Raw genomic sequence first — 18,610 nt, 5'->3', positions numbered from 1 at the left:
AAATCAAGGAGGACACTATGTTAAATCTAGTAAATGCAACCAAACCAACCTTTTATTTTATTGGCGTTACAACAGGACAATCCTCTATCATGAAGCTATTTCCTTTATGGGCTAAATCTCTTTGTATCGATGCGGAGATTAAAGGAATTGATATTGATATTCATGCAAGCCGTGAAGTGTACCGTGAAGTGGTAACTTTTTTAAAGAATGATCCTCTGTCGCTGGGGGCATTGGTCACAACACACAAAATTGATTTATATCATGCGGCAAAAGACTTGTTCGATGAGCTTGATCCTTATGCGCTGTTATTTGGAGAGTTATCAAGTATTTCCAAAAGAGATGGAAAGCTGATTGGACATGCTAAGGATCATATCTCTAGCGGATTAGCCATGGAGGGTTTTCTTCCAAAAGATTATTGGAACAAACATAAGGGGGATGTCCTTATTATGGGAGCTGGCGGAAGTGCCATTGCTATTGCTTCAAACCTGATCCACGATGCAAAACGTAATGGCATGCCGTCTGCTATCTATGTGACAAACCGAAGTCAACCGAGGTTAGATTCAATGCAGAAAATTATCTCGGAAATGTCTACGGATGTACCTATTCAGTATCTTACAATAGACGAGCCATCTAAAAATGATAAAGTGTTATCTAAACTGAACCCCTATTCTCTAGTCATTAATGCAACAGGGCTTGGAAAAGATCGACCAGGCTCTCCGCTAAGCAACGAGGCGCTATTTCCTCACAATAGTCTTGTGTGGGAACTGAATTATCGAGGGGATTTGTTGTTTATGCATCAAGCACTGTCGCAAAAAGATACGCAGTCATTATATGTTGAAGACGGATGGATTTATTTCATACATGGATGGACTCAGGTAATATCAGAAGTGTTCCAAATTCAACTAAACAATGAGCAATTTACTGAAATTGAAAGAATTTCAAGTGAGTTTAATCAATCAAAAGTAAGTGGGAAATAAGGGAGTGAGGAGGAAATGTTTCTCCTCTTCACTTACATAAAACAGAGATAACTAAAAAATGAAAGCGTTAACAAAAAGACTACAAAAAGGTGAAGGATGTGCCTCTTATGAAGATTATACGCACAGAAAATTATGAGGAAATGAGTTACATGGCAGCTGTTGAAACGGCTAAATGTATAAAGGGAAATCCAGAGTTAGTATTGGGCCTTTCCACCGGAGGAACGCCTCTAGGCACGTATAAAAATTTAATTCAGTTATACGAGGAAGGAAAAGTAGATTTTTCAAATGTAACAACATTCAATTTAGATGAATACATCGGTTTGGAGCCAGAGCATTTCCAAAGCTACGCGTACTATACATGGGAAAATTTTTTAAAGTACGTAAATATCAAAGCAGAGCAGGTGCATATTCCTTTAGGTATATTTGAGAACGAAGATCAAGCAGTGAAAGAATACAATGAGAAATTAATAAAAGCCAACGGAATTGACGTACAGATATTGGGAGTTGGAAGGAATGGTCACATTGGTTTCAACGAGCCTCAAGATTACTTGCATGGGGCTACGCATATTGCTAAGTTAACCAAAGAAACGATACGAGACAACGCTAGGTTTTTTTCAAATATAGAAGATGTCCCTGAAAAAGCAGTAGCAATGGGAGTAGGAGACATTTTAAAAGCAAGACACATTATCTTTATCGCCAGTGGTCATGAAAAAGCAGAGGCTGTTTATCAAACGTTACATGGACATATTACAACAAGATGTCCCTCTTCTCTTCTTCAGTTACATTCTAACGTTACAGTTATTGTAGACAAAGAAGCAGCATCATTACTTTAGATGTCAAGGAGTATTTTAACAGCATAGGTGAACACAGAAGCAAGTGGATTTGTAAAGAAATGATGAGTGATAATAGGGAGGCTTTACAATGAAACATAAAAATTTAGTTCAAATGCCTAATGGGTATCTTAATCGAACGCCTATCTTTCAATTTATTTTACTTTCTATTCTTTTCCCACTTTGGGGAGCAGCCGCGAGTTTAAATGATATTTTAATTGCTCAGTTTAAAAGTGTGTTTACTCTTAGCGACTTTGCAACGGCTTTTGTGCAAAGTGCTTTCTACGGAGGATATTTTTTAATTGCTATTCCAGCTTCGTTAATTATTAAAAAAACAAATTATAAGCTTGCTGTTATTACAGGACTAATCTTCTATATTATAGGTTGTTCACTGTTTTTTCCTGCTTCTCATATGGCTACCTATTCTATGTTTTTATGCGCAATTTTTGCAATCGCCATTGGTTTAGGTTTTCTTGAAACATCAGCTAATACGTATAGCTCCATGATGGGACCTAGGGAATCCGCAGTGCTACGCCTTAATATCAGTCAGACGTTTACACCTATCGGATCTCTTTTAGGAATTGTACTTGGTAAGTATTTAATCTTTCAAGAAGGGGAAAGCCTTGATAATCAGCTTGCTAAAATGAGCTCGGAAGAAGCACATATCTTTGGTCTTAAAATGTTACAGCATACGCTGCAGCCTTATAAATATATGATTTTAGTTCTTATTGCCGTACTGGTACTTTTTCTTATAACGAAATATCCTTCATGTAAAGCTCAAATAGAGAAGAACGAGGTAGGGCAAAAAAGCGAATTAATAAAAACGCTAAAGTATTTAGGGGGGAATTCGCGTTTTCGTAAAGGTATCATAGCCCAATTTCTATACGTAGGGATGCAGGTAGCTGTATGGTCATTTACCATCAGATTGGCCTTAGATCTTAATTCTGAAATTAATGAGCGAAGCGCATCAAATTTCATGATCTATAGTTTTATTGCTTTTTTTGTTGGGAAATTTGTAGCTAATCTATTGATGACACGTTTTTCAGCCAAAAAAGTGTTAGTTATCTATTCAATTATTGGTACGCTTTTACTTGCGTATACGTCGTTTGCATCCAGTACGATGGCTGTATATGCAGCTGTTGCTGTAAGCATGCTTTTTGGTCCATGTTGGGCAACAATCTATAGTGAAACGTTAGAAATAGTAGAAGAAAAACAGCATACGGAAGTCGCGGGAGCTATTCTAGTTATGGCTATTGTAGGAGGAGCTGTTATTCCCGCCGTTCAAGGACTTGTATCAGACTTAACAGGGTCGCTTCAACTCGCTTTTTTAGTTCCGACGGCATGTTTTATCTATGTAGGATACTATTTTTATAGTGGTGTAAACAAACGTGAAAAAGTAAAAAAACTAATGAATGAAGACCAAGTTAATTCAGCTAAATAGAAATTGATTTTATAAACAAGGAATTTTAAGTTTTTCATCGAATACAATGTAAATTGCCTTAAGTTAAAAAGAAAACTGCTTTGGAAGCAGTTTTCTTTTTTTACTTTAATTATTTATTATTATCTTTTTAAAAAAGGAAGGAATGTCCTGTGATTATAATTAAGCCTTTAAGTCAGTGTTCTTTTTCTGATGCGCTAGAAGCATTTAATAAGGGTTTTGAAGATTATTACATTCCAGTTGAGATGTCACTAAATCAATTCATCTGTAGGTTTGGTGTGGATCGTTTATCTGTCGAGCATTCTTTTGTCGCTTTTTATAATGACACACCAGCTGGAATTATGTTAAATGGAATAAAAAGAGTCAAAGGAAAGAAACATGCTTGGAATGGAGGTACAAGTGTAGCATTCCTTTACCGAAAAATGGGAATTGGTGAAGCCTTACTAAAAGCTACACTTGAGAAATATCAGCAGCAAGGAGTAGTGGAAACCAGTCTGGAAGCATTTACAGTCAATAAAAAAGCCATTCACCTTTATGAGAAATATGGATATGAAATTGTAGATACGCTTTTCTTTCTAAAGCATAGAGGTAGTTTTCCCGCTTCTTTACTTAAAAAGAAGAATCAGCTTGCGTATTCGTTAAAGCGAAGGCTTGCAAAAGATATTCAGAACCTACCCTTTTATACATACGACGTTCCGTGGAAAAATCAATTTGACTGTATTTGTGATGGAGAATCGTTTATTGCGTTGAATGAAAGAAACGAAGAAGTTGGCTATCTATTATTTCAAAAGAATTTTTCTTCCATAGGCATCGTGAATTCCGTTACTTTTTATCAAGGAAGCGTTAAGGAACATATCTCAAATTCAGAGGACGTTCTGGACTTTTTATTAGCAACCATTTTTAATATGTATGGACCAATTGCTTACAATACACATAATGTACCTGAAAAAGGAAATAGCTTACTCGTGAAAATGTTAAAATCATTTGGTTTTCAAGATTTATATACAGATGAAGGAATCAAACTTGAGCAGGTGTTTATGAAAAAACAACTTTAAAAAGCGGCAATGGGCCGCTTTTACTGCATTTCCGTAATTGGATGTGCATCATAAAATTCCTCGATTTTTTCTTGCTGCCCTTCGTATTTTGCTTTCCATGCTTGAGTCCCGTCCTTATAATTGCGCAGATCTGTTCCGTAGAAGTCGGTTAACTCTTTTCGAGTAATCGTGATTGTCTGAGGAACAGTCGTGTTAATAGTAAAGTGAACGCTGTCAACATTTTGTACGGCAGAAAGTAAAATGGTTGCGTTATGTAAAAGTATACGTTTAGTTTTAACAGACGTCCAGCTTTTTTCAAACGCATGCTGATTATCTGTTGCAGCGTAGTTAATTGCTAAGTAGTAAGGTTTTTGCGCATTTTGAAAAGTTATACCTTTTAAATAAACGTGTCCTGGAAGTTTATTTGTTATTTCTTCTATTGAAGTATCACGTTCTAAAGAAGAAGTATGATGAATAGAAGAAGCAGAGACTCTTTCAGCAGACAGATTATTATGAGGTGCATAGGCACACCCTGATAGGCAAGTGAGCACTATACAAAGTGTAAGAGAAGCATCTATTTTTTTCATAATGGTAACTCCTTTTGTTTATATCTACTTGTAAAGACGAAAGACCTACACTTTTTGTTTCATACAAAATATAAATTTATTCATTAAAAAGACAGATAATCCAAAATAATAGAAGTTAATAACCCTAATGAAGCAATAAAACCAATAACAGGACCACCTTCTTCAAAAGCTTCCGGCAACATCGTAGAAGCAACCATGGCCACAATTCCACCACCGGCAAATGAGGCAATAAAGCCCATCATGTTTGGGGTAGCGTCTTGAAGAAATAGATATCCAATCCAAGAGCAAAGAGCTGATATAAAGAAGACCGAAAGCCATAATGAAAAAATTTTCTTTCGCTTATATTGGCTTTTTAGTAGTCCGCTTGTCCCGGAGATTCCTTCCGGTATATTGCTGATAAAAATAGAAACAACAAGCAGCCAGCTAACGTGGTGCTGTTCAATCAAACTTGCGCCAATCATCAGTGATTCAGGTATAGCATCCATAATGGTACCAATAAAAATGGCTAGTCCTGAGCTAGCTGGGACAAGGTGGTTTGAACGTTTTCTTTTGTGAGCACCTTTTTTAGCTAAAGACATATCAAGAAGAGTAAAAAGTGCTGCGCCTGTTAAGAAGCCTAAAGAAGAAGCAATAATTCCCGCTTCTTTTACCGAATCTTGAATGAGCTCGTAAGCAGCAGCTCCTAACAAAACGCCCGTGCCAAAAGCCATAATATAAGCAGTCAACTGTTTTTTTAAAGGTACAAAAATAGCTATAATAGCTCCAATTAATACAGCTGAGCCTGAGACACCACCCCACATAAGGGCATCTATCACATGAGATCCCTACTTTCTTGCGTACTTATTTGTAGTGTAACCATCTATGTGATTATTATGAAACAAGATAAAAGAACTAAAAAAATGGAAAAGAATCACTGATTTAGACCTTAAATAAAATAAGTCTTCTGTATAATTGACAAAATTTTCTGATTATGTCCGTTGAAAGTGAAAAAACCTTGTGATAGTCTGATCAAAAGATATAAAGATGGAAAAAAATTCTTTCATCTGTAGAAGGTCAAAAAACTTAATGAGGTCACTTTTAAACGAAAGAAGGAAGACGAGATGAATCCAAAAGCAGTGAAAAGAGAAAATCGTTATGCTAACTTAATTCCTATGCAAGAAATTAAATCCGTTGAACAGCAGCTTTACCCATTTGATATTTATAACAGTCTGCGTCAAGAAGCACCTATTCGTTACGATGAAAGCCGAAACTGCTGGGATGTATTTGATTATGAAACAGTAAAGTATATTTTAAAAAACCCGTCGCTTTTTTCATCCAAACGAGCAATGGAAGAACGTCAAGAAAGTATCTTAATGATGGATCCTCCAAAACACACAAAATTACGAAACTTAGTGAATAAAGCTTTTACACCAAGAGCTATTCAGCACTTGGAGGGTCATATTGAAGAGATTGCAGATTATTTATTAGATGAAGTAAGCAGCAAAAAAAAGTTTGATATAGTAGAAGATTTTGCTGGACCACTGCCGATTATTGTAATAGCTGAGCTGCTAGGAGTACCTATACAAGATCGAGCACTGTTTAAAAAGTACTCCGATGACTTAGTGAGCGGTGCTGAAAATAATTCAGACGAAGCTTTTGCGAAAATGATGCAAAAGCGTAATGAAGGGGTGCTTTTTTTACAAGGGTATTTTAAAGAAATTATCGCTGAGCGTCAGAGAAAGAAACAAGAAGATCTGATTTCGCTGCTTTTAGAAGCAGAAATTGACGGCGAACATTTAACAGAAGAGGAAGTACTAGGGTTTTGTATTCTATTGCTAGTAGCAGGCAATGAAACAACAACAAACTTAATTACGAACGGAGTCCGGTATATGACAGAAGACATAGACATACAGAATGAAGTTCGTCAAGACATATCCCTAGTTCCGAATCTCGTGGAAGAAACGCTCCGCTATTATCCTCCTATTCAAGCGATTGGACGCATAGCCGCTGAAGATGTAGAACTTGGAGAGTGTAAAATTAAAAAAGGGCAGCAGGTAATTAGCTGGGCAGCAAGTGCAAATAGAGATTCAGCTAAGTTTGAACGGTCTAACACTTTTGTCGTGCGTCGTAAAACGAATCCTCACGTAAGCTTTGGTTTTGGCATCCATTTTTGCTTAGGAGCACCGTTAGCAAGAATGGAAGGGAAAATTGCCTTTGCTAAATTACTAGAAAAAGGGGAATTTTCCAAAGTTGAGAATCAGTCTTTAAAGCCAATAGATAGCCCTTTTGTTTTTGGGGTAAAAAAATATGAAATTACTTTTGATAACGCCTGAAAAGCGAGCGCAAATGATGCGCTTGCTTTTTAGCGTTCAGTCTTCCATTTTTGGTCCTCTGAAGGAGACGTATAGGTGTCCATTGAAGAGATAAGCTGTTCGGGAGTATCAGAAATATTGATGAGACGAATAGCAGAATCCGTAGAAAATCCTTCATCTACTGCATGCTGAACCATTTGCATAAGCGGGTTGTAGTAGCCGTTTACATTTAATAACCCCACTGGTTTTTTATGTATGCCAATTTGAGCCCAGCAAAGAGCTTCAAACAGCTCTTCAAATGTCCCGAAACCTCCAGGAAGGGCAATATAAGCATCTGCTAACTCGTGCATAGTTGCTTTTCGCTCGTGCATGCTCTCTACTTCGATGAGTTCTGTCAGCGCGGTATGAACAATTTCACCGCTAAACAAACCGCGGGGCATAATACCAATGACTTCGCCCCCATGTTCAAGCATTTCATTTGCGACTTCTCCCATCAGGCCCATTCGTGAGCCTCCGTAAATCAGCCGGTAGTTTTCTTGGGCCATGTAGCGTCCTAGCGAGACGGCGGCCTCTTTATATTCTGTTTTTATTCCTGCGCTTGATCCTGCAAACACACAAATTGATTTCAATTTCTTCACTCCTTTGTTTCTTCTCTATATAAGTCTTTTCTGTTTATGAACAACAAAATCCTTCTTAATAATTTATGAATTTTCACAATGTCATCGCTTGATTATTCTAAAAACTTTGCTTATAATCAAAGCGAAACATCTGTTTGAAAGCGTTATCTATTTATTTTCTTTTGATGAAAAAGAGAGTACGCATAGATCTACTTGTAAGATAAGTAGATAATATGAACTTATGGGAAATTGGACCGTTTTAAACGCTTCATTAGTAAGTATACGTACTTGCAGGATTAGGACAAGGGGGATATGGGGATATGATGAATAATTTAATACGCACATTAATGGTACAAACACCGACTGTACCAGGAAACTTAGGAAGAGTAGCAACAGCCATTGGAAATGTAGGAGGAGACATTGGCGAGGTTGAAACCGTTAAAGTAGGACATAACTACACGATGAGAAGTATTACGGTTCAAGTAGAAAGTGAAGACCAGCTTGAGGAATTGCTTGAAGCGGTTCGCAGTTTAGAAGGCATTACTTTACATACAGTATCAGATGAAGTTCTTCATGCGCATGAAGGCGGTAAAATTCAAATGAAAAGCAAAATGAAAATTGAGTCGATCGCTGACTTAAGAAGAGTATATACACCAGGTGTAGCAAACGTTTGCCGTGCTATTCAAGAACAGCCCGACAAAGCTAAAATTTATACGAGCATTGGAAACACGGTTGCGATTGTAACGGATGGTACCGCTATACTAGGACTAGGGAATATTGGTCCAGTTGCAGGAATGCCTGTTATGGAAGGAAAAGCTGCGTTATTTGATCAGCTTGCCAGTGTAAACGCTATCCCTATTTTGTTGAATGTAAATGAGCCGGAAGAAATCATTCAAACGGTTAAAAATATTTCACCAGGATTTGGCGGTATTTTACTAGAAGATATAGGGTCGCCTCACTGCTTTGAAATTGAAGAACGTTTAAAAGAAGAGCTAGATATTCCAGTTATGCATGATGATCAACACGGAACAGCAGTTGTGACGCTAGCAGCAGCTATCTCAGCTTGTCGCAGCACAGGTGTGAATTTGAAAGAAGCAAAAGTAGGGCAGATTGGTTTAGGAGCTGCTGGTATCGCTACTTGCAGAATGTTCATGGCTTACGGTGTCAAACAAGTGATAGGAGCTGATAAGTCTCCTGAAGCGAATGAGCGCTTGGTCAGCTACGGTGGAAAAGTAGCGGATTCATTAGAAGAGCTTATGGAGAACTGTGATATTGTTATTGCGACAACAGGTGTACCTGGCTTAATACAGAAAGAATGGATTCGAAAAGGGCAAATCATTTTAGCACTTTCTAATCCAAAACCAGAAATTGAACCTGAAGATGCTCTTGAAGCAGGAGCTATTTATGCTACTGACGGAAGGTCAGTGAATAATGTGCTTGGCTTCCCAGGTATTTTCAGAGGAGTATTAAATGCGGGAGTGCGTGATATTACGCATACGATGCTTGTAGCTGCAGCTGAAGCCATTGCAAATTCAACGCGTCCAGGCGATTTAGTTCCTCACCCTCTTAATCTAGCTGTACACGAAGCAGTATCTGAAGCAGTTGAAAGAGCGGCTGTTGCACACGGAGAGAAAGACGGCGTTTATCGATAACAAACAAGGCTGCCTCGAAATAGGCAGCCTTGTTTGTTTTTTATCAAAAAATAATAAGAAAATAGTAAACGATGAAACTTTTTTCCTTTTTTAACGTAATATAGTAATAGAAATAGTAAAAAAGGTAGAGAAAGGAGTTTTTATGGAGTTTGAACATTTAAAGGGCAAATTGCCCCTCGAGGCTAAAAAAGCGATGCGCTGGCAATCCATTTTTACACATAGCCTGTGGCTTCTGGCAACAGCGGGTTATTTTCTACTCGTTCATTTTTTTGATTGGTGGTCAATTATTGGATGGATATCAGCTGGACTATTAGTCGTGAGCTTTATCATATATACAATTATAGCTCCAAATGTATATATGAATGTATATTCATATGAAGTAACAGATACTCAAATTGATGTGCAAAGAGGGCTCTTCATCTGGTATCATACGAAAATTCCCCTTGTGAAAGTACAGCACGTTGAAACGTTGACAGGGCCGATTTTTCGAAAATTTGACTTGGCATCTGTTAAAATCATCACAGCAGCTGGAAGCGTCGAAATTCCTGCACTCGTACAAAGAGATGCTGAAGCACTGCGAGAGTATATTGCTAGACTAGCAGAGGTAGATGATGAAGATGAGTAAGCGGCTGCATCCGCTATATATTGCAATAGCATTTATTGAACATATAAAAAATAATATCCTGCCTTTTGTGTTTGTATTTATCGTCAATCGGCACCTGTTGTTTACATATTGGTGGGCAACGCTATTAGCGGGAGGCGTAGTCGCTTTATTTGCTTTTTTTACCTGGAGGGAATTTCGTTATGAAGTAACGGAAACGGAAGTGCGTCTGTATAAAGGGATTTTTAAAAAGGAAAAACGATTTATTCAACGAAATCGCATTCAATCGATTCAGTTAGATCAGCCGTTTGTCTTTAGAATTCTTCGCTTAGCCCGGCTTCGTATTGACACGGCCAGCAGCGGTACGGATGCTGAAATTGATTTATCTGGTATTTCACTAAAAGAAGCGCACCATCTTAAAGATACGTTAAAGCTGTCAGGGAGTCAGCCGGAAATAACAGAAAAAAGTCCTGAACGTATGATGAAAGTGTCGGTGAAACAGCTGGCGTTAGCTGCTGCGTTTTCCGGGAATTTTGGCTATATATTTGCTGCTCTTGGTTTTCTCTATCAGTATATTGATACGTATATCAACCGCTGGGTGAAGACAGCTTACGAAGAAGTGATTCATCAATCGATGCTTGGTTTATTTGTATTAGTCGCTGCAATTGTGGTGCTTGCTTATTTGTTGTCTATCGTTTTATATGTAATACGATTTGGCGGTTTTACAGTGGAACGCTACGATCATTATCTACATATTAAATACGGACTATTAAATAAGAAATCCCTTACGATTCCTTTTCATAAAATACAGGCTGTTACGATAGAGGAAGGGTTGGTTCGACGCTTATTTGGATGGTCTTCCGTTTCGTTAAATGTCGTAACCTCTGATTTAAAAGAAAAGGTCTATTTACACCCGTTTATCCAGCAAAAAGAGATTTCAGCGTTAATGAACGTATATGTCCCGCACTACGAATATATAAAGTGTCCAAGAAATACAGCTATTCAATATGCATGGTACCCATTACTATTACCGCTCTTGTTATTTGCAGCGGCAGGGATTGGCATCAGCTTTTGGAAATCAATGTTCGTGTGGGTTATTGCTGTGCTATGCCTTGCATATGTACTTATTCACTGGTTGGGCTATCGCCAAGGCGGCTTAATGATGAACGAGGTATTTGTCGCTATTCGCTCACAGTTTTTAACACGAAAAACAACGATTATTAGAAGGAAGAAAGTGGAGCAAATTGAGGTGTTTGCAGGCACCTTTTTATGGAAAAAAGGATACAGGAAAATAAAAATTTCAACTATGGGTACAAGCGGAAGCTATAAATCGGGATATTTTCCATTTGAAATTTGGCATCCTATCTTTCTGCAAGCTACTTCTTCTAAAAAGGCATGAAGAACATCATTGTTCTTCATGCCTTTTGACGTTATCTATTCATTAACTTTTTTCCTTGCTCGTAATAGCTATTCATCACGTCAGCGGGCACCATACTGCCTCCAGTTGACCATACAAGGTGAGTAGCTTTTGACATATCGTTTTCTAGTGCTTGCGCTTGTATATAGGAAGACCCGCTTTCCATCAGGTGAAGAGGCCCTTGTAAACCAGCCGCTGCTGAAGGTTCTATATACATATTTTCACGATTGGCTAGCTCATAAATAAATCGGAAAAGCTGATCATCTTCTACAGTATAAATTCCGCTAATAAGCGATTTTATCGTTTCGCCTACAAAGCTAGATGGCCTTCCTACAGCTAGTCCATCGGCAGCTGTTATGTTATCAAGTCCAATATCGGTAACGGAAATGCCATCATGCAGCTCGGTCATTAATCCAAGCAGCATGCAAGGAGAGTGAGTAGGTTCAGCAAAAAAGCAGTGAACATGATCACCGTATATTGCTTTTAATCCAAACGTAATACCGCCAGGACCTCCGCCTACTCCGCAAGGTAAATAGACAAATAAAGGATGTTCAGCGTCTACTTGAATTTGCAGCTCGGCTAGCTGCTTTTCCAAGCGTAAGGCAGCGACGGAATAACCAAGAAATAAATCTCTAGACTGCTCATCGTCAATAAAATGACAGGCGGGGTCTGCTTCGGCTTGCTTTCGTCCTTCTTCCACGGCTTTTCCGTAGTCAGACTGATATTCAATAACGGTTACGCCTTTCGAACGAAGCAAATCTTTTTTCCATTTCTTCGCATCGGCTGACATATGGACGGTGACGTTAAAGCCGAGAGCGGCGCTTATAATACCAATGCTTAAACCTAAATTACCGGTAGATCCTACTGCAATAGAATAAGAAGAAAATAACTTTTTACATCGTTCTTCAGCTAGAAGAGCGTAGCTGTCTTCTTCGGTAAGCAGCCCTTCTTTGATAGCAAGACTTTCAGCAAATTTTAATACTTCATAAATGCCGCCTCTTGCTTTAATAGAACCTGATATAGGAAGATCGTGATCGCATTTCATCAATAATTTTCCTTGCAGCTCGTTATTCATTTGTTGATTTAAATAGTCTTTCATGTATGCAATTTCTTGAAGAGGTGATTCAATGATTCCTTTTGATGCTTTTAGCTCCGGAAAAGCGATTTGAAGAAAAGAAGAAAAGCGAGAAAGTCGCTCTTTTGCATCTTTTATATCTTTGGTATGTAAAGAAAGAGACGAAAGTGCTTCTTGAGCAGGTTTTAAATAAGGATTTATCCAAAGTATTTCCTGTTTATTGATTAAAGGTGTTAATAAAGGATATTCACGGATCCATGTAGCAAGGGGTTTTTGGTGAAATAAATGTATCGTCATAAAGGCTCCTTTCTCAATATGTTATTTCCTTTATATGTATAGTATCAAGAATAGAAGAAGTTGAAAACGAAAATATCAAAAAGCAGAAAGCGCATTTTAACTGCCTCTTGTATACTAATAAAGATAACTTATACAACTGCATAGAAAAAAGGAGAGGAATTTATGGCATTTTCAGGCGATGATAGCAGATGTCCTATCTGCGGAGAGAAAAATAACTGTGCTTCTGTACAAGGCAGAGAAATAGAAAAGTGTTGGTGCATGCAGAAAGTTTTTACTCCTGATTTGTTTAAACAAATTCCTTTAGAAAGCAGAGGGAAAGCGTGTGTATGCGTCAAATGCGTTGCGAGACAGAAGGAAGAAGGTGGGGATTAACGTGAAAAAAGGAATTATTTCATACGGTGAGGCATTTATTGATTTTATCGCCAAAAATGAATCTAACACTGACTTTGACCCTTTTTTAGGAGGCACAACCGTTAATGTAGCAGTTGGAGTTCAGAAGTTAGGAGCAAAAGCATCTTATATCTGCAAGTTAGGGAGTGATGAAACAAGTGATTTTGTAAGAAAGAAGCTTTTAATTGAAGGAGTAAACCAAAGCGGCTGTGTAACTTCGGTGACGAAAAAAGTTTGTGAAGTGTATGTACATAAAAGTAAAGAAGGAGATCGTTACTTTCATTCCTACATAGATTCTACCCCTCATGAGCAAGTGTATAAATATGAGCTGCAGGAAGCTCTATTTGAGAAGGCAGCGATTTTTTATTTTGGATCAGGCACTTTGTTTCATCCGATTTCCCAGGAAACTACAAGAGAAGCTGTGAGGCTCGCAAAAAAATATCGTATGCTGGTAGCTTTTGATCCGAATATTCGAATGAAAAGATGGGAAAGTGAAGCAGCATGTAGAAATATTGTAACATCGTTTTTGTACGAAACAGATATTTTGAAAATCTCTCAAGATGAGCTCCTATTTTTGATGAATTCAACAGATCTGGCAGAAAGCCTAGAAAAACTGAGAGCGTATCATATTCCGTTCGTATGGGTCACTCAAGGAGAAAAGGGCGCAGTAGCCGTTACTGCAAATCAAACGCTTCATGTGAGTGCAAAAAAAGTACAGGCGATAGACACCACGGGAGCGGGGGATGCATTTATGGCAGGAATTCTCTGGTGTATTCACGAAAAAGGTTTGCCTGAACGTGAGGAGTCATGTAAGCAGTACACAATGTTTGCCAACGCGTTAGGTGGAGCAGTTTCGGCGAGATACGGAGGAATAATTTCACTGAAAGCAAAAGAAGTATCTAGTATAAAAGCAGGTAGCTGATAGCTACCTGCTTTTGAACGTTTATTATTTAAAAAATGACAGTATAATCATAAGGGCAAAAATAATCGTAAGGTGGTTCAATGAGAACACAAACATTAAAGTAGCCCATTTTGTATCTTCTAATTTTTTAAATCCAACAATTCCAAGAAGCATCCACACGAGTGTTAAACCGAACATTGTAAATGCAATAATTTTACTAAACGATAAAAATAAGAACGATGCCGCTAGTAAAATAACTAGGTATACAAGCGTTTGGACTTTGGAACGACGGATACCTTTTACTACAGGAAGCATTGGTACACCTGCGGCTTTATATTCCTCAAGTCTTCTAATCGCAATAGCGTAGAAGTGAGGAGGCTGCCATAAAAACATAAATACAAACAATCCAATTGCTACCGGATGAAATAAGTCTGGTGAAATAGCGGCCCAGCCAATGATTGGAGGCATAGCTCCAGAAATACTTCCGACTTCGGTATTATAAATGGTTGTACGTTTTGTAAGCATAGTATAAGGCACTACATAAAAGAAAAATCCTAAAATACCCATAATGGCGGCCATGTTAGAAACTAAAAATAAAATACCTACACCAATAACAAATAAAGCCAGTCCTAACCATAGAGCAAATTTAGGGTTGACCGCTCCTGTTACCGTCGGTCTGTCTTTTGTACGTTTCATGATTGCATCGATATCACGGTCATAGAAGTTATTAACTGCCCCAGCTCCTCCTACGACAAAGGATGTCCCAATTAAAGCCAAAATAATGATAGGAATTTGTGTCACAAAGCTTAAGTCATTAACAGCAATTGCGAGACAAAGCCCAGCAACCATTCCTAGTGAGTTCGATTTAATAATCCCAGTTTTTATAATAGCACTGATTACTTCCCGGGAAAAATACTGATTGATAGGAAGTGATTCCTTTGTGATAACTTCGGTATTTTTCACAGCAATTCTCCTTTTTGAGCTTATTCTTACATGAATAAACCTAATCTTTATTAATCAACTAAACTATTTTAACAAAAAAATATCGTAATTACATCAAGGTTGCTCGTAAAATTTGTTAACATTCCTTGAACTTTTTTAAAAAACAAAGAAAAATGTCGAATTTCCGACTGAAAATAAGTACATCCTTTATTATAAGATAAAAATGGAATGCTTAAAAACGAAAATTTTGACTATCTGGTGAACTTTTAACGAGCAAGAAACTCGAACTTAATCGTACCATATTTATTGGTAATTGCAATCACATAGTATGTGATGAAAGAAAAGATGTGGTACATTAAAGAAAGAACTAATAAGTTTATTTACTATGTCTTATTCACAAGGAGGATATATGATGCCAGATAAATATGCTAGCTTCTCTGAACTTGCCTCTTATGAAGTATACAATCAAGACTACAAAATTCAATTTGAAATCAGACCTTCTAACATTATTATGCTCGCGATACACGGCGGAGGTATCGAAACTGGAACATCCGAACTTGCTGTTGGCCTAGCGGGCAACGAATACTCGTACTATATATTTGAAGGGTTAAAGAAATCAGGAAATGCTGATCTTCATATCACATCCACTCATTTTGATGAACCTCATGCGTTAACGATTATATCAAAAGAAGACTATGCAGTATCTTTTCATGGATACAACGACAAAAGTGAAAAGCATACTAAAATCGGCGGTGCTGACAAAGCGTTAAGGTCCAAAATACATGAAGCGCTTGTTTCTAAAGGCTTTAGTACAGAAATTTTATCAGATCAAGATCCTGTTTCCGGTACAAGCCCTAGAAATATAACCAATAAAACAGCTAGGCGGATGGGTGTGCAAATTGAGATAAGTAAAGCGCAAAGAGAAGCTTTTTTTTCAACTAACACGAGAAATGAACGTAAAAATTCTAAAACCCAGGAATTTTTTGAGTATATATCAGCTATTAGAAGTGCATTTCCTCTTAGATAAATCAGATACGTTTAGTATTTATTAAACAGGTTAGATTTATTACGGACATGTTTGTGGTATACATATAGTAACTACATAAACTGGAGGAGATAATCATGAAAAAGTTTGACCAAGAAGATACCCTAGAACGACTTAAAGCCTCTTATCGATATTTAAAAAGCATAGACATACCAGAAATCAGCACATTAGATGATCAAAAACGAGCGGAAGCTGTGCAGTTAATCGAAGAGATTGGTCTTAAAATATCAGAAATGCGCGTAAAAGTAGAGTGAGTAAAAAGAGAAAGAAGGACATCTGTCCTTCTTTCTCTTTTTCGACAACTATAAACAGGAGATTGGCCATGAATGAACAATATTATGACGCTTTGTTAAATATAAAAACAACGGGAGAACAAAAGGGATTTAATGATTCATTTCATTACCATCGTTATGAACCCACGCCTTATAGTGCATTAGAAGCACTTTTCAGTCAGTATGAGCTAACAAGCAGCGATAGAATTGTCGACTTCGGGTGTGGGAAAGGAAGGCTGAATTTTTATGTGAACTACCTATGTAATGCCACCGCTGTAGGGATAGAAATGAATGAGCACTTCTATGAGCAGGCCATAGATAATCAGAGGCGCTATTTAAAAAAAGCCAAGGGCCGAAAAAGTCATATTTATTTTCAGTGTTGTTTAGCCCAGGAATATAAGATTCACCCACTAGACAACTGCTTTTATTTTTTTAATCCTTTTTCAGTTCAAATTTTTATCCAAGTAGTGAACAATATTTTGCTTTCGTGGGAAGAGAATAAGCGCGAGATTGATTTAATTTTGTATTATAGCTCAGAGGATTATCTTCATCATCTCGAAAAACACCCTTCTTTCATTTTAAAAGAAGAGGTAATGCTGCCAGAGTTGAATCGTAAAAATCCATATGAACGGTTTTTGATTTATAAAGTAGCTTATTAAGACGACTTATTTACTATTTCATAAAGGTGTATCGTCGCTCGTTCTATTTAACAAATCAGCAGGGGCTAGAAAAAGACCTGCTGATTTTATTTATAACTTTTTAGAAATTAAAGCATAACACTTTATTATGTAAGCGCTTTCTGTTATAATGAAACTAGGTTGGATAGCATGCGTGGCTATCGGTGTACTCAGCGCAGGCGGGGCTAGTACAGAAAGAGAAGGCTACATACAAGTTAATAAACATTTAGTCGATAGAAATAAGAAGTCTCAAAAACAAATTTATTAATTTGTATGCTAAATCGTAAATTAACAGAAGCGGCATTTATGATAAGGTTTTAGAGAAAAGAACCCAGCATATACTGTATAAGCAATTTTTTTACTCTAAAAAAGGGTGAAGAAATTGCTTATTTATTTTTAAATAAGTGCACAGCTGTTCAGATTTGTTTTGAGATATCTAGCGTTAGTGTATAATAGTAAAAAGTACGAAAAGTTGACATTGTTAATTGATTAAAGGGGATTTAAAAATGAGTGAACTAAAAATAGATGATGTAGCGAAGCAAAGCGGTTTAACAAAACGTACGATTCGTTATTATGAACAAATTGGACTGATGCCAGCACCTCCAAGAAGTGAAGGTGGATTTCGTCTGTACACGGAAGAACACGTAGAATTCTTAAAGAAAATTACGAATGCCAAAGAAGTCATGGGTTTTTCACTTCAAGAATTACAGGAATTTCTTGCTTTAAGTGATACTCTTGAAATACAAAAGATGGATTATAGGCAAGTGAAAGGAACAAGTCAACAAAAAGAAAAGTTAGAGCAAGTGTTACATACGGTAGAAGAGCAGCTCAAGCTGATTGAACAGAAAAAGAAAAACATCTTAAAAGTAGAGTCTGACCTTCTGTCACTGAGAGATCGTGCTAAGGCTGCAATTGTAAAATTCGAGCAGGAAGAATCATAAAAAGCAGGCGCATTCACCAGAAGAGTGCGTCTGCTTTTATGTGTTTTATAGGGAATTTATTTATGATTGTGAAGAGTTTTCTTCTAGCTGTACCCCTAAAAGAAGTAGAATAGCCTGTATCCCGTCGGCTTTTCCGCTGTGAAAGCTTCTTGTTTCAGCATCCAAAGCTTCATTTACAGATTCCATCATATTTGATTCGTATAAGTCTAAAATCAATTGTTTTCCTTCCGGACTCAAATGCAGCTGCCCGCGTTCCTTCATTTTAAACTTCAATTTCTTCAACTCCCTTTCCCATAATACTATCAGTATACAAAATTAATAACATTTACGTAAACGTTAATTTTTGTATGTGGACAGAAGAACGTATTAAGTATAGGTACTAAGTGAGGGGAGAGATACTGGTTATCCTTTGCTTGTTTTAATGTTTGTCAGCTTATAGCCGCAAGCTGAGCATATATAGATAACGTTTTGATTGGACTGAGCAGTTAAAACGGTAGCGAGCTCTTTTTGAGAATGACAGTTAGGACAAATAACAACAGGGGATTTCATGTGATTTTCTCCTTTTCTTTTTTATAGTCGAATTTTATTTTATGTAAAGTTTAATCAAATATCCTTCGTGCTATCAA

General features: G+C 37.3%; 21 protein-coding genes. 14 read left to right on the top strand and 7 right to left on the bottom strand.

Going from position 1 to position 18,610, the window contains the following annotated elements:
• The first annotated feature begins 17 nt into the window (after nucleotides 1-17).
• The 4 genes from ACRPLQ_RS16410 (at nucleotide 18) to ACRPLQ_RS16395 (ending at nucleotide 4,300) form a co-directional block, all read left to right on the top strand.
• Entirely contained in the window at nucleotides 18-977 is a 960-nt protein-coding gene (locus ACRPLQ_RS16410; protein ID WP_432236173.1) for a shikimate dehydrogenase family protein, read from the top strand.
• A gap of 107 nt (nucleotides 978-1,084) precedes the next feature.
• A complete protein-coding gene (gene nagB / locus ACRPLQ_RS16405) occupies nucleotides 1,085-1,810 on the top strand; it encodes a glucosamine-6-phosphate deaminase (RefSeq protein WP_432236172.1) in 726 nt (241 codons plus the stop codon).
• A gap of 88 nt (nucleotides 1,811-1,898) precedes the next feature.
• Complete coding sequence (fucP, locus tag ACRPLQ_RS16400; protein ID WP_033578818.1) at nucleotides 1,899-3,248, top strand: L-fucose:H+ symporter permease; 1,350 nt, start codon at nucleotides 1,899-1,901, stop codon at nucleotides 3,246-3,248.
• A 149-nt stretch (nucleotides 3,249-3,397) separates the two neighbouring features.
• The gene (locus ACRPLQ_RS16395) at nucleotides 3,398-4,300 is read left to right on the top strand and encodes a GNAT family N-acetyltransferase (protein ID WP_165635952.1); all 903 of its coding nucleotides are present in this window, start codon (nucleotides 3,398-3,400) and stop codon (nucleotides 4,298-4,300) included.
• A 20-nt stretch (nucleotides 4,301-4,320) separates the two neighbouring features.
• Here the strand turns inward: ACRPLQ_RS16395 and ACRPLQ_RS16390 are convergent, their stop codons facing one another.
• Together ACRPLQ_RS16390 and ACRPLQ_RS16385 are read right to left on the bottom strand one after the other, a co-directional pair.
• Nucleotides 4,321-4,866: a DUF4825 domain-containing protein gene (locus ACRPLQ_RS16390; RefSeq protein WP_432236171.1), complete on the bottom strand. Its 546-nt coding sequence runs from the start codon at nucleotides 4,864-4,866 to the stop codon at nucleotides 4,321-4,323.
• 83 nt (nucleotides 4,867-4,949) lie between these two features.
• The gene (locus ACRPLQ_RS16385) at nucleotides 4,950-5,681 is read right to left on the bottom strand and encodes a ZIP family metal transporter (RefSeq protein WP_028413578.1); all 732 of its coding nucleotides are present in this window, start codon (nucleotides 5,679-5,681) and stop codon (nucleotides 4,950-4,952) included.
• A 285-nt stretch (nucleotides 5,682-5,966) separates the two neighbouring features.
• Here ACRPLQ_RS16385 and ACRPLQ_RS16380 point away from each other — a divergent pair, with 285 nt between their 5' ends.
• Nucleotides 5,967-7,178 (top strand): cytochrome P450, encoded by a 1,212-nt coding sequence (locus ACRPLQ_RS16380; protein WP_033578821.1) that lies wholly within the window; start codon nucleotides 5,967-5,969, stop codon nucleotides 7,176-7,178.
• A 29-nt stretch (nucleotides 7,179-7,207) separates the two neighbouring features.
• Here the strand turns inward: ACRPLQ_RS16380 and ACRPLQ_RS16375 are convergent, their stop codons facing one another.
• Nucleotides 7,208-7,786: a TIGR00730 family Rossman fold protein gene (locus tag ACRPLQ_RS16375; protein WP_028413576.1), complete on the bottom strand. Its 579-nt coding sequence runs from the start codon at nucleotides 7,784-7,786 to the stop codon at nucleotides 7,208-7,210.
• 308 nt (nucleotides 7,787-8,094) lie between these two features.
• Between ACRPLQ_RS16375 and ACRPLQ_RS16370 the strand changes: the two genes are divergently transcribed.
• From ACRPLQ_RS16370 to ACRPLQ_RS16360, 3 genes are all read left to right on the top strand, one after another.
• Nucleotides 8,095-9,426 carry an NAD-dependent malic enzyme gene (locus ACRPLQ_RS16370; protein ID WP_034265658.1) on the top strand — a complete coding sequence of 444 codons (1,332 nt, stop codon included), beginning with the start codon at nucleotides 8,095-8,097 and terminating at the stop codon, nucleotides 9,424-9,426.
• Between the two features lie 142 nt (nucleotides 9,427-9,568).
• A complete protein-coding gene (locus ACRPLQ_RS16365) occupies nucleotides 9,569-10,051 on the top strand; it encodes a PH domain-containing protein (RefSeq protein ID WP_013056785.1) in 483 nt (160 codons plus the stop codon).
• A complete protein-coding gene (locus tag ACRPLQ_RS16360) occupies nucleotides 10,044-11,426 on the top strand; it encodes a PH domain-containing protein (RefSeq protein WP_224357898.1) in 1,383 nt (460 codons plus the stop codon). Before ACRPLQ_RS16365 ends, ACRPLQ_RS16360 begins: the two co-directional genes overlap by 8 nt.
• A 31-nt stretch (nucleotides 11,427-11,457) precedes the next feature.
• Here ACRPLQ_RS16360 and ACRPLQ_RS16355 read toward each other — a convergent pair whose 3' ends face one another.
• Nucleotides 11,458-12,816: a D-serine ammonia-lyase gene (locus ACRPLQ_RS16355; protein WP_154991407.1), complete on the bottom strand. Its 1,359-nt coding sequence runs from the start codon at nucleotides 12,814-12,816 to the stop codon at nucleotides 11,458-11,460.
• Between the two features lie 162 nt (nucleotides 12,817-12,978).
• On the opposite strand from ACRPLQ_RS16355, the gene ACRPLQ_RS16350 reads away from it, so the two are divergent.
• Complete coding sequence (locus ACRPLQ_RS16350; RefSeq protein ID WP_033578825.1) at nucleotides 12,979-13,188, top strand: cysteine-rich CWC family protein; 210 nt, start codon at nucleotides 12,979-12,981, stop codon at nucleotides 13,186-13,188.
• A gap of 1 nt (nucleotide 13,189) precedes the next feature.
• The gene (locus ACRPLQ_RS16345) at nucleotides 13,190-14,128 is read left to right on the top strand and encodes a carbohydrate kinase family protein (RefSeq protein WP_165635955.1); all 939 of its coding nucleotides are present in this window, start codon (nucleotides 13,190-13,192) and stop codon (nucleotides 14,126-14,128) included.
• Nucleotides 14,129-14,152: 24 nt separating this feature from the next.
• On the opposite strand, the gene cyoE is transcribed toward ACRPLQ_RS16345, so the two are convergent.
• Nucleotides 14,153-15,070 (bottom strand): heme o synthase, encoded by a 918-nt coding sequence (gene cyoE, locus ACRPLQ_RS16340; RefSeq protein ID WP_013056789.1) that lies wholly within the window; start codon nucleotides 15,068-15,070, stop codon nucleotides 14,153-14,155.
• Nucleotides 15,071-15,461: 391 nt separating this feature from the next.
• On the opposite strand from cyoE, the gene ACRPLQ_RS16335 reads away from it, so the two are divergent.
• The 4 genes from ACRPLQ_RS16335 (at nucleotide 15,462) to ACRPLQ_RS16320 (ending at nucleotide 17,984) form a co-directional block, all read left to right on the top strand.
• Nucleotides 15,462-16,076, top strand: a complete 615-nt coding sequence (locus ACRPLQ_RS16335) for a poly-gamma-glutamate hydrolase family protein (RefSeq protein WP_230624623.1) — start codon at nucleotides 15,462-15,464, stop codon at nucleotides 16,074-16,076.
• A 95-nt stretch (nucleotides 16,077-16,171) separates the two neighbouring features.
• Nucleotides 16,172-16,348: a hypothetical protein gene (locus ACRPLQ_RS16330; RefSeq protein WP_165573411.1), complete on the top strand. Its 177-nt coding sequence runs from the start codon at nucleotides 16,172-16,174 to the stop codon at nucleotides 16,346-16,348.
• 68 nt (nucleotides 16,349-16,416) lie between these two features.
• Nucleotides 16,417-17,025: a methyltransferase gene (locus ACRPLQ_RS16325; protein WP_028413569.1), complete on the top strand. Its 609-nt coding sequence runs from the start codon at nucleotides 16,417-16,419 to the stop codon at nucleotides 17,023-17,025.
• Nucleotides 17,026-17,549: 524 nt separating this feature from the next.
• On the top strand, nucleotides 17,550-17,984 hold the full coding sequence (locus ACRPLQ_RS16320) for a MerR family transcriptional regulator (RefSeq protein ID WP_033578828.1): 435 nt from the start codon (nucleotides 17,550-17,552) through the stop codon (nucleotides 17,982-17,984).
• Between the two features lie 60 nt (nucleotides 17,985-18,044).
• Here ACRPLQ_RS16320 and ACRPLQ_RS16315 read toward each other — a convergent pair whose 3' ends face one another.
• Nucleotides 18,045-18,257 carry a hypothetical protein gene (locus ACRPLQ_RS16315; protein WP_028413567.1) on the bottom strand — a complete coding sequence of 71 codons (213 nt, stop codon included), beginning with the start codon at nucleotides 18,255-18,257 and terminating at the stop codon, nucleotides 18,045-18,047.
• A 129-nt stretch (nucleotides 18,258-18,386) separates the two neighbouring features.
• Nucleotides 18,387-18,533, bottom strand: coding sequence for a hypothetical protein (locus tag ACRPLQ_RS16310; RefSeq protein ID WP_098626789.1), 147 nt, complete (start codon nucleotides 18,531-18,533; stop codon nucleotides 18,387-18,389).
• Nucleotides 18,534-18,610: the final 77 nt, after the last annotated feature.

Source organism: Priestia sp. TRN 1309, from assembly GCF_050846875.1.
GTDB classification, from domain to species: domain Bacteria; phylum Bacillota; class Bacilli; order Bacillales; family Bacillaceae_H; genus Priestia; species Priestia zanthoxyli.
Note: the sequence above shows the minus strand (reverse complement) of the source record. Positions and strands in the feature narration are given on the sequence as shown.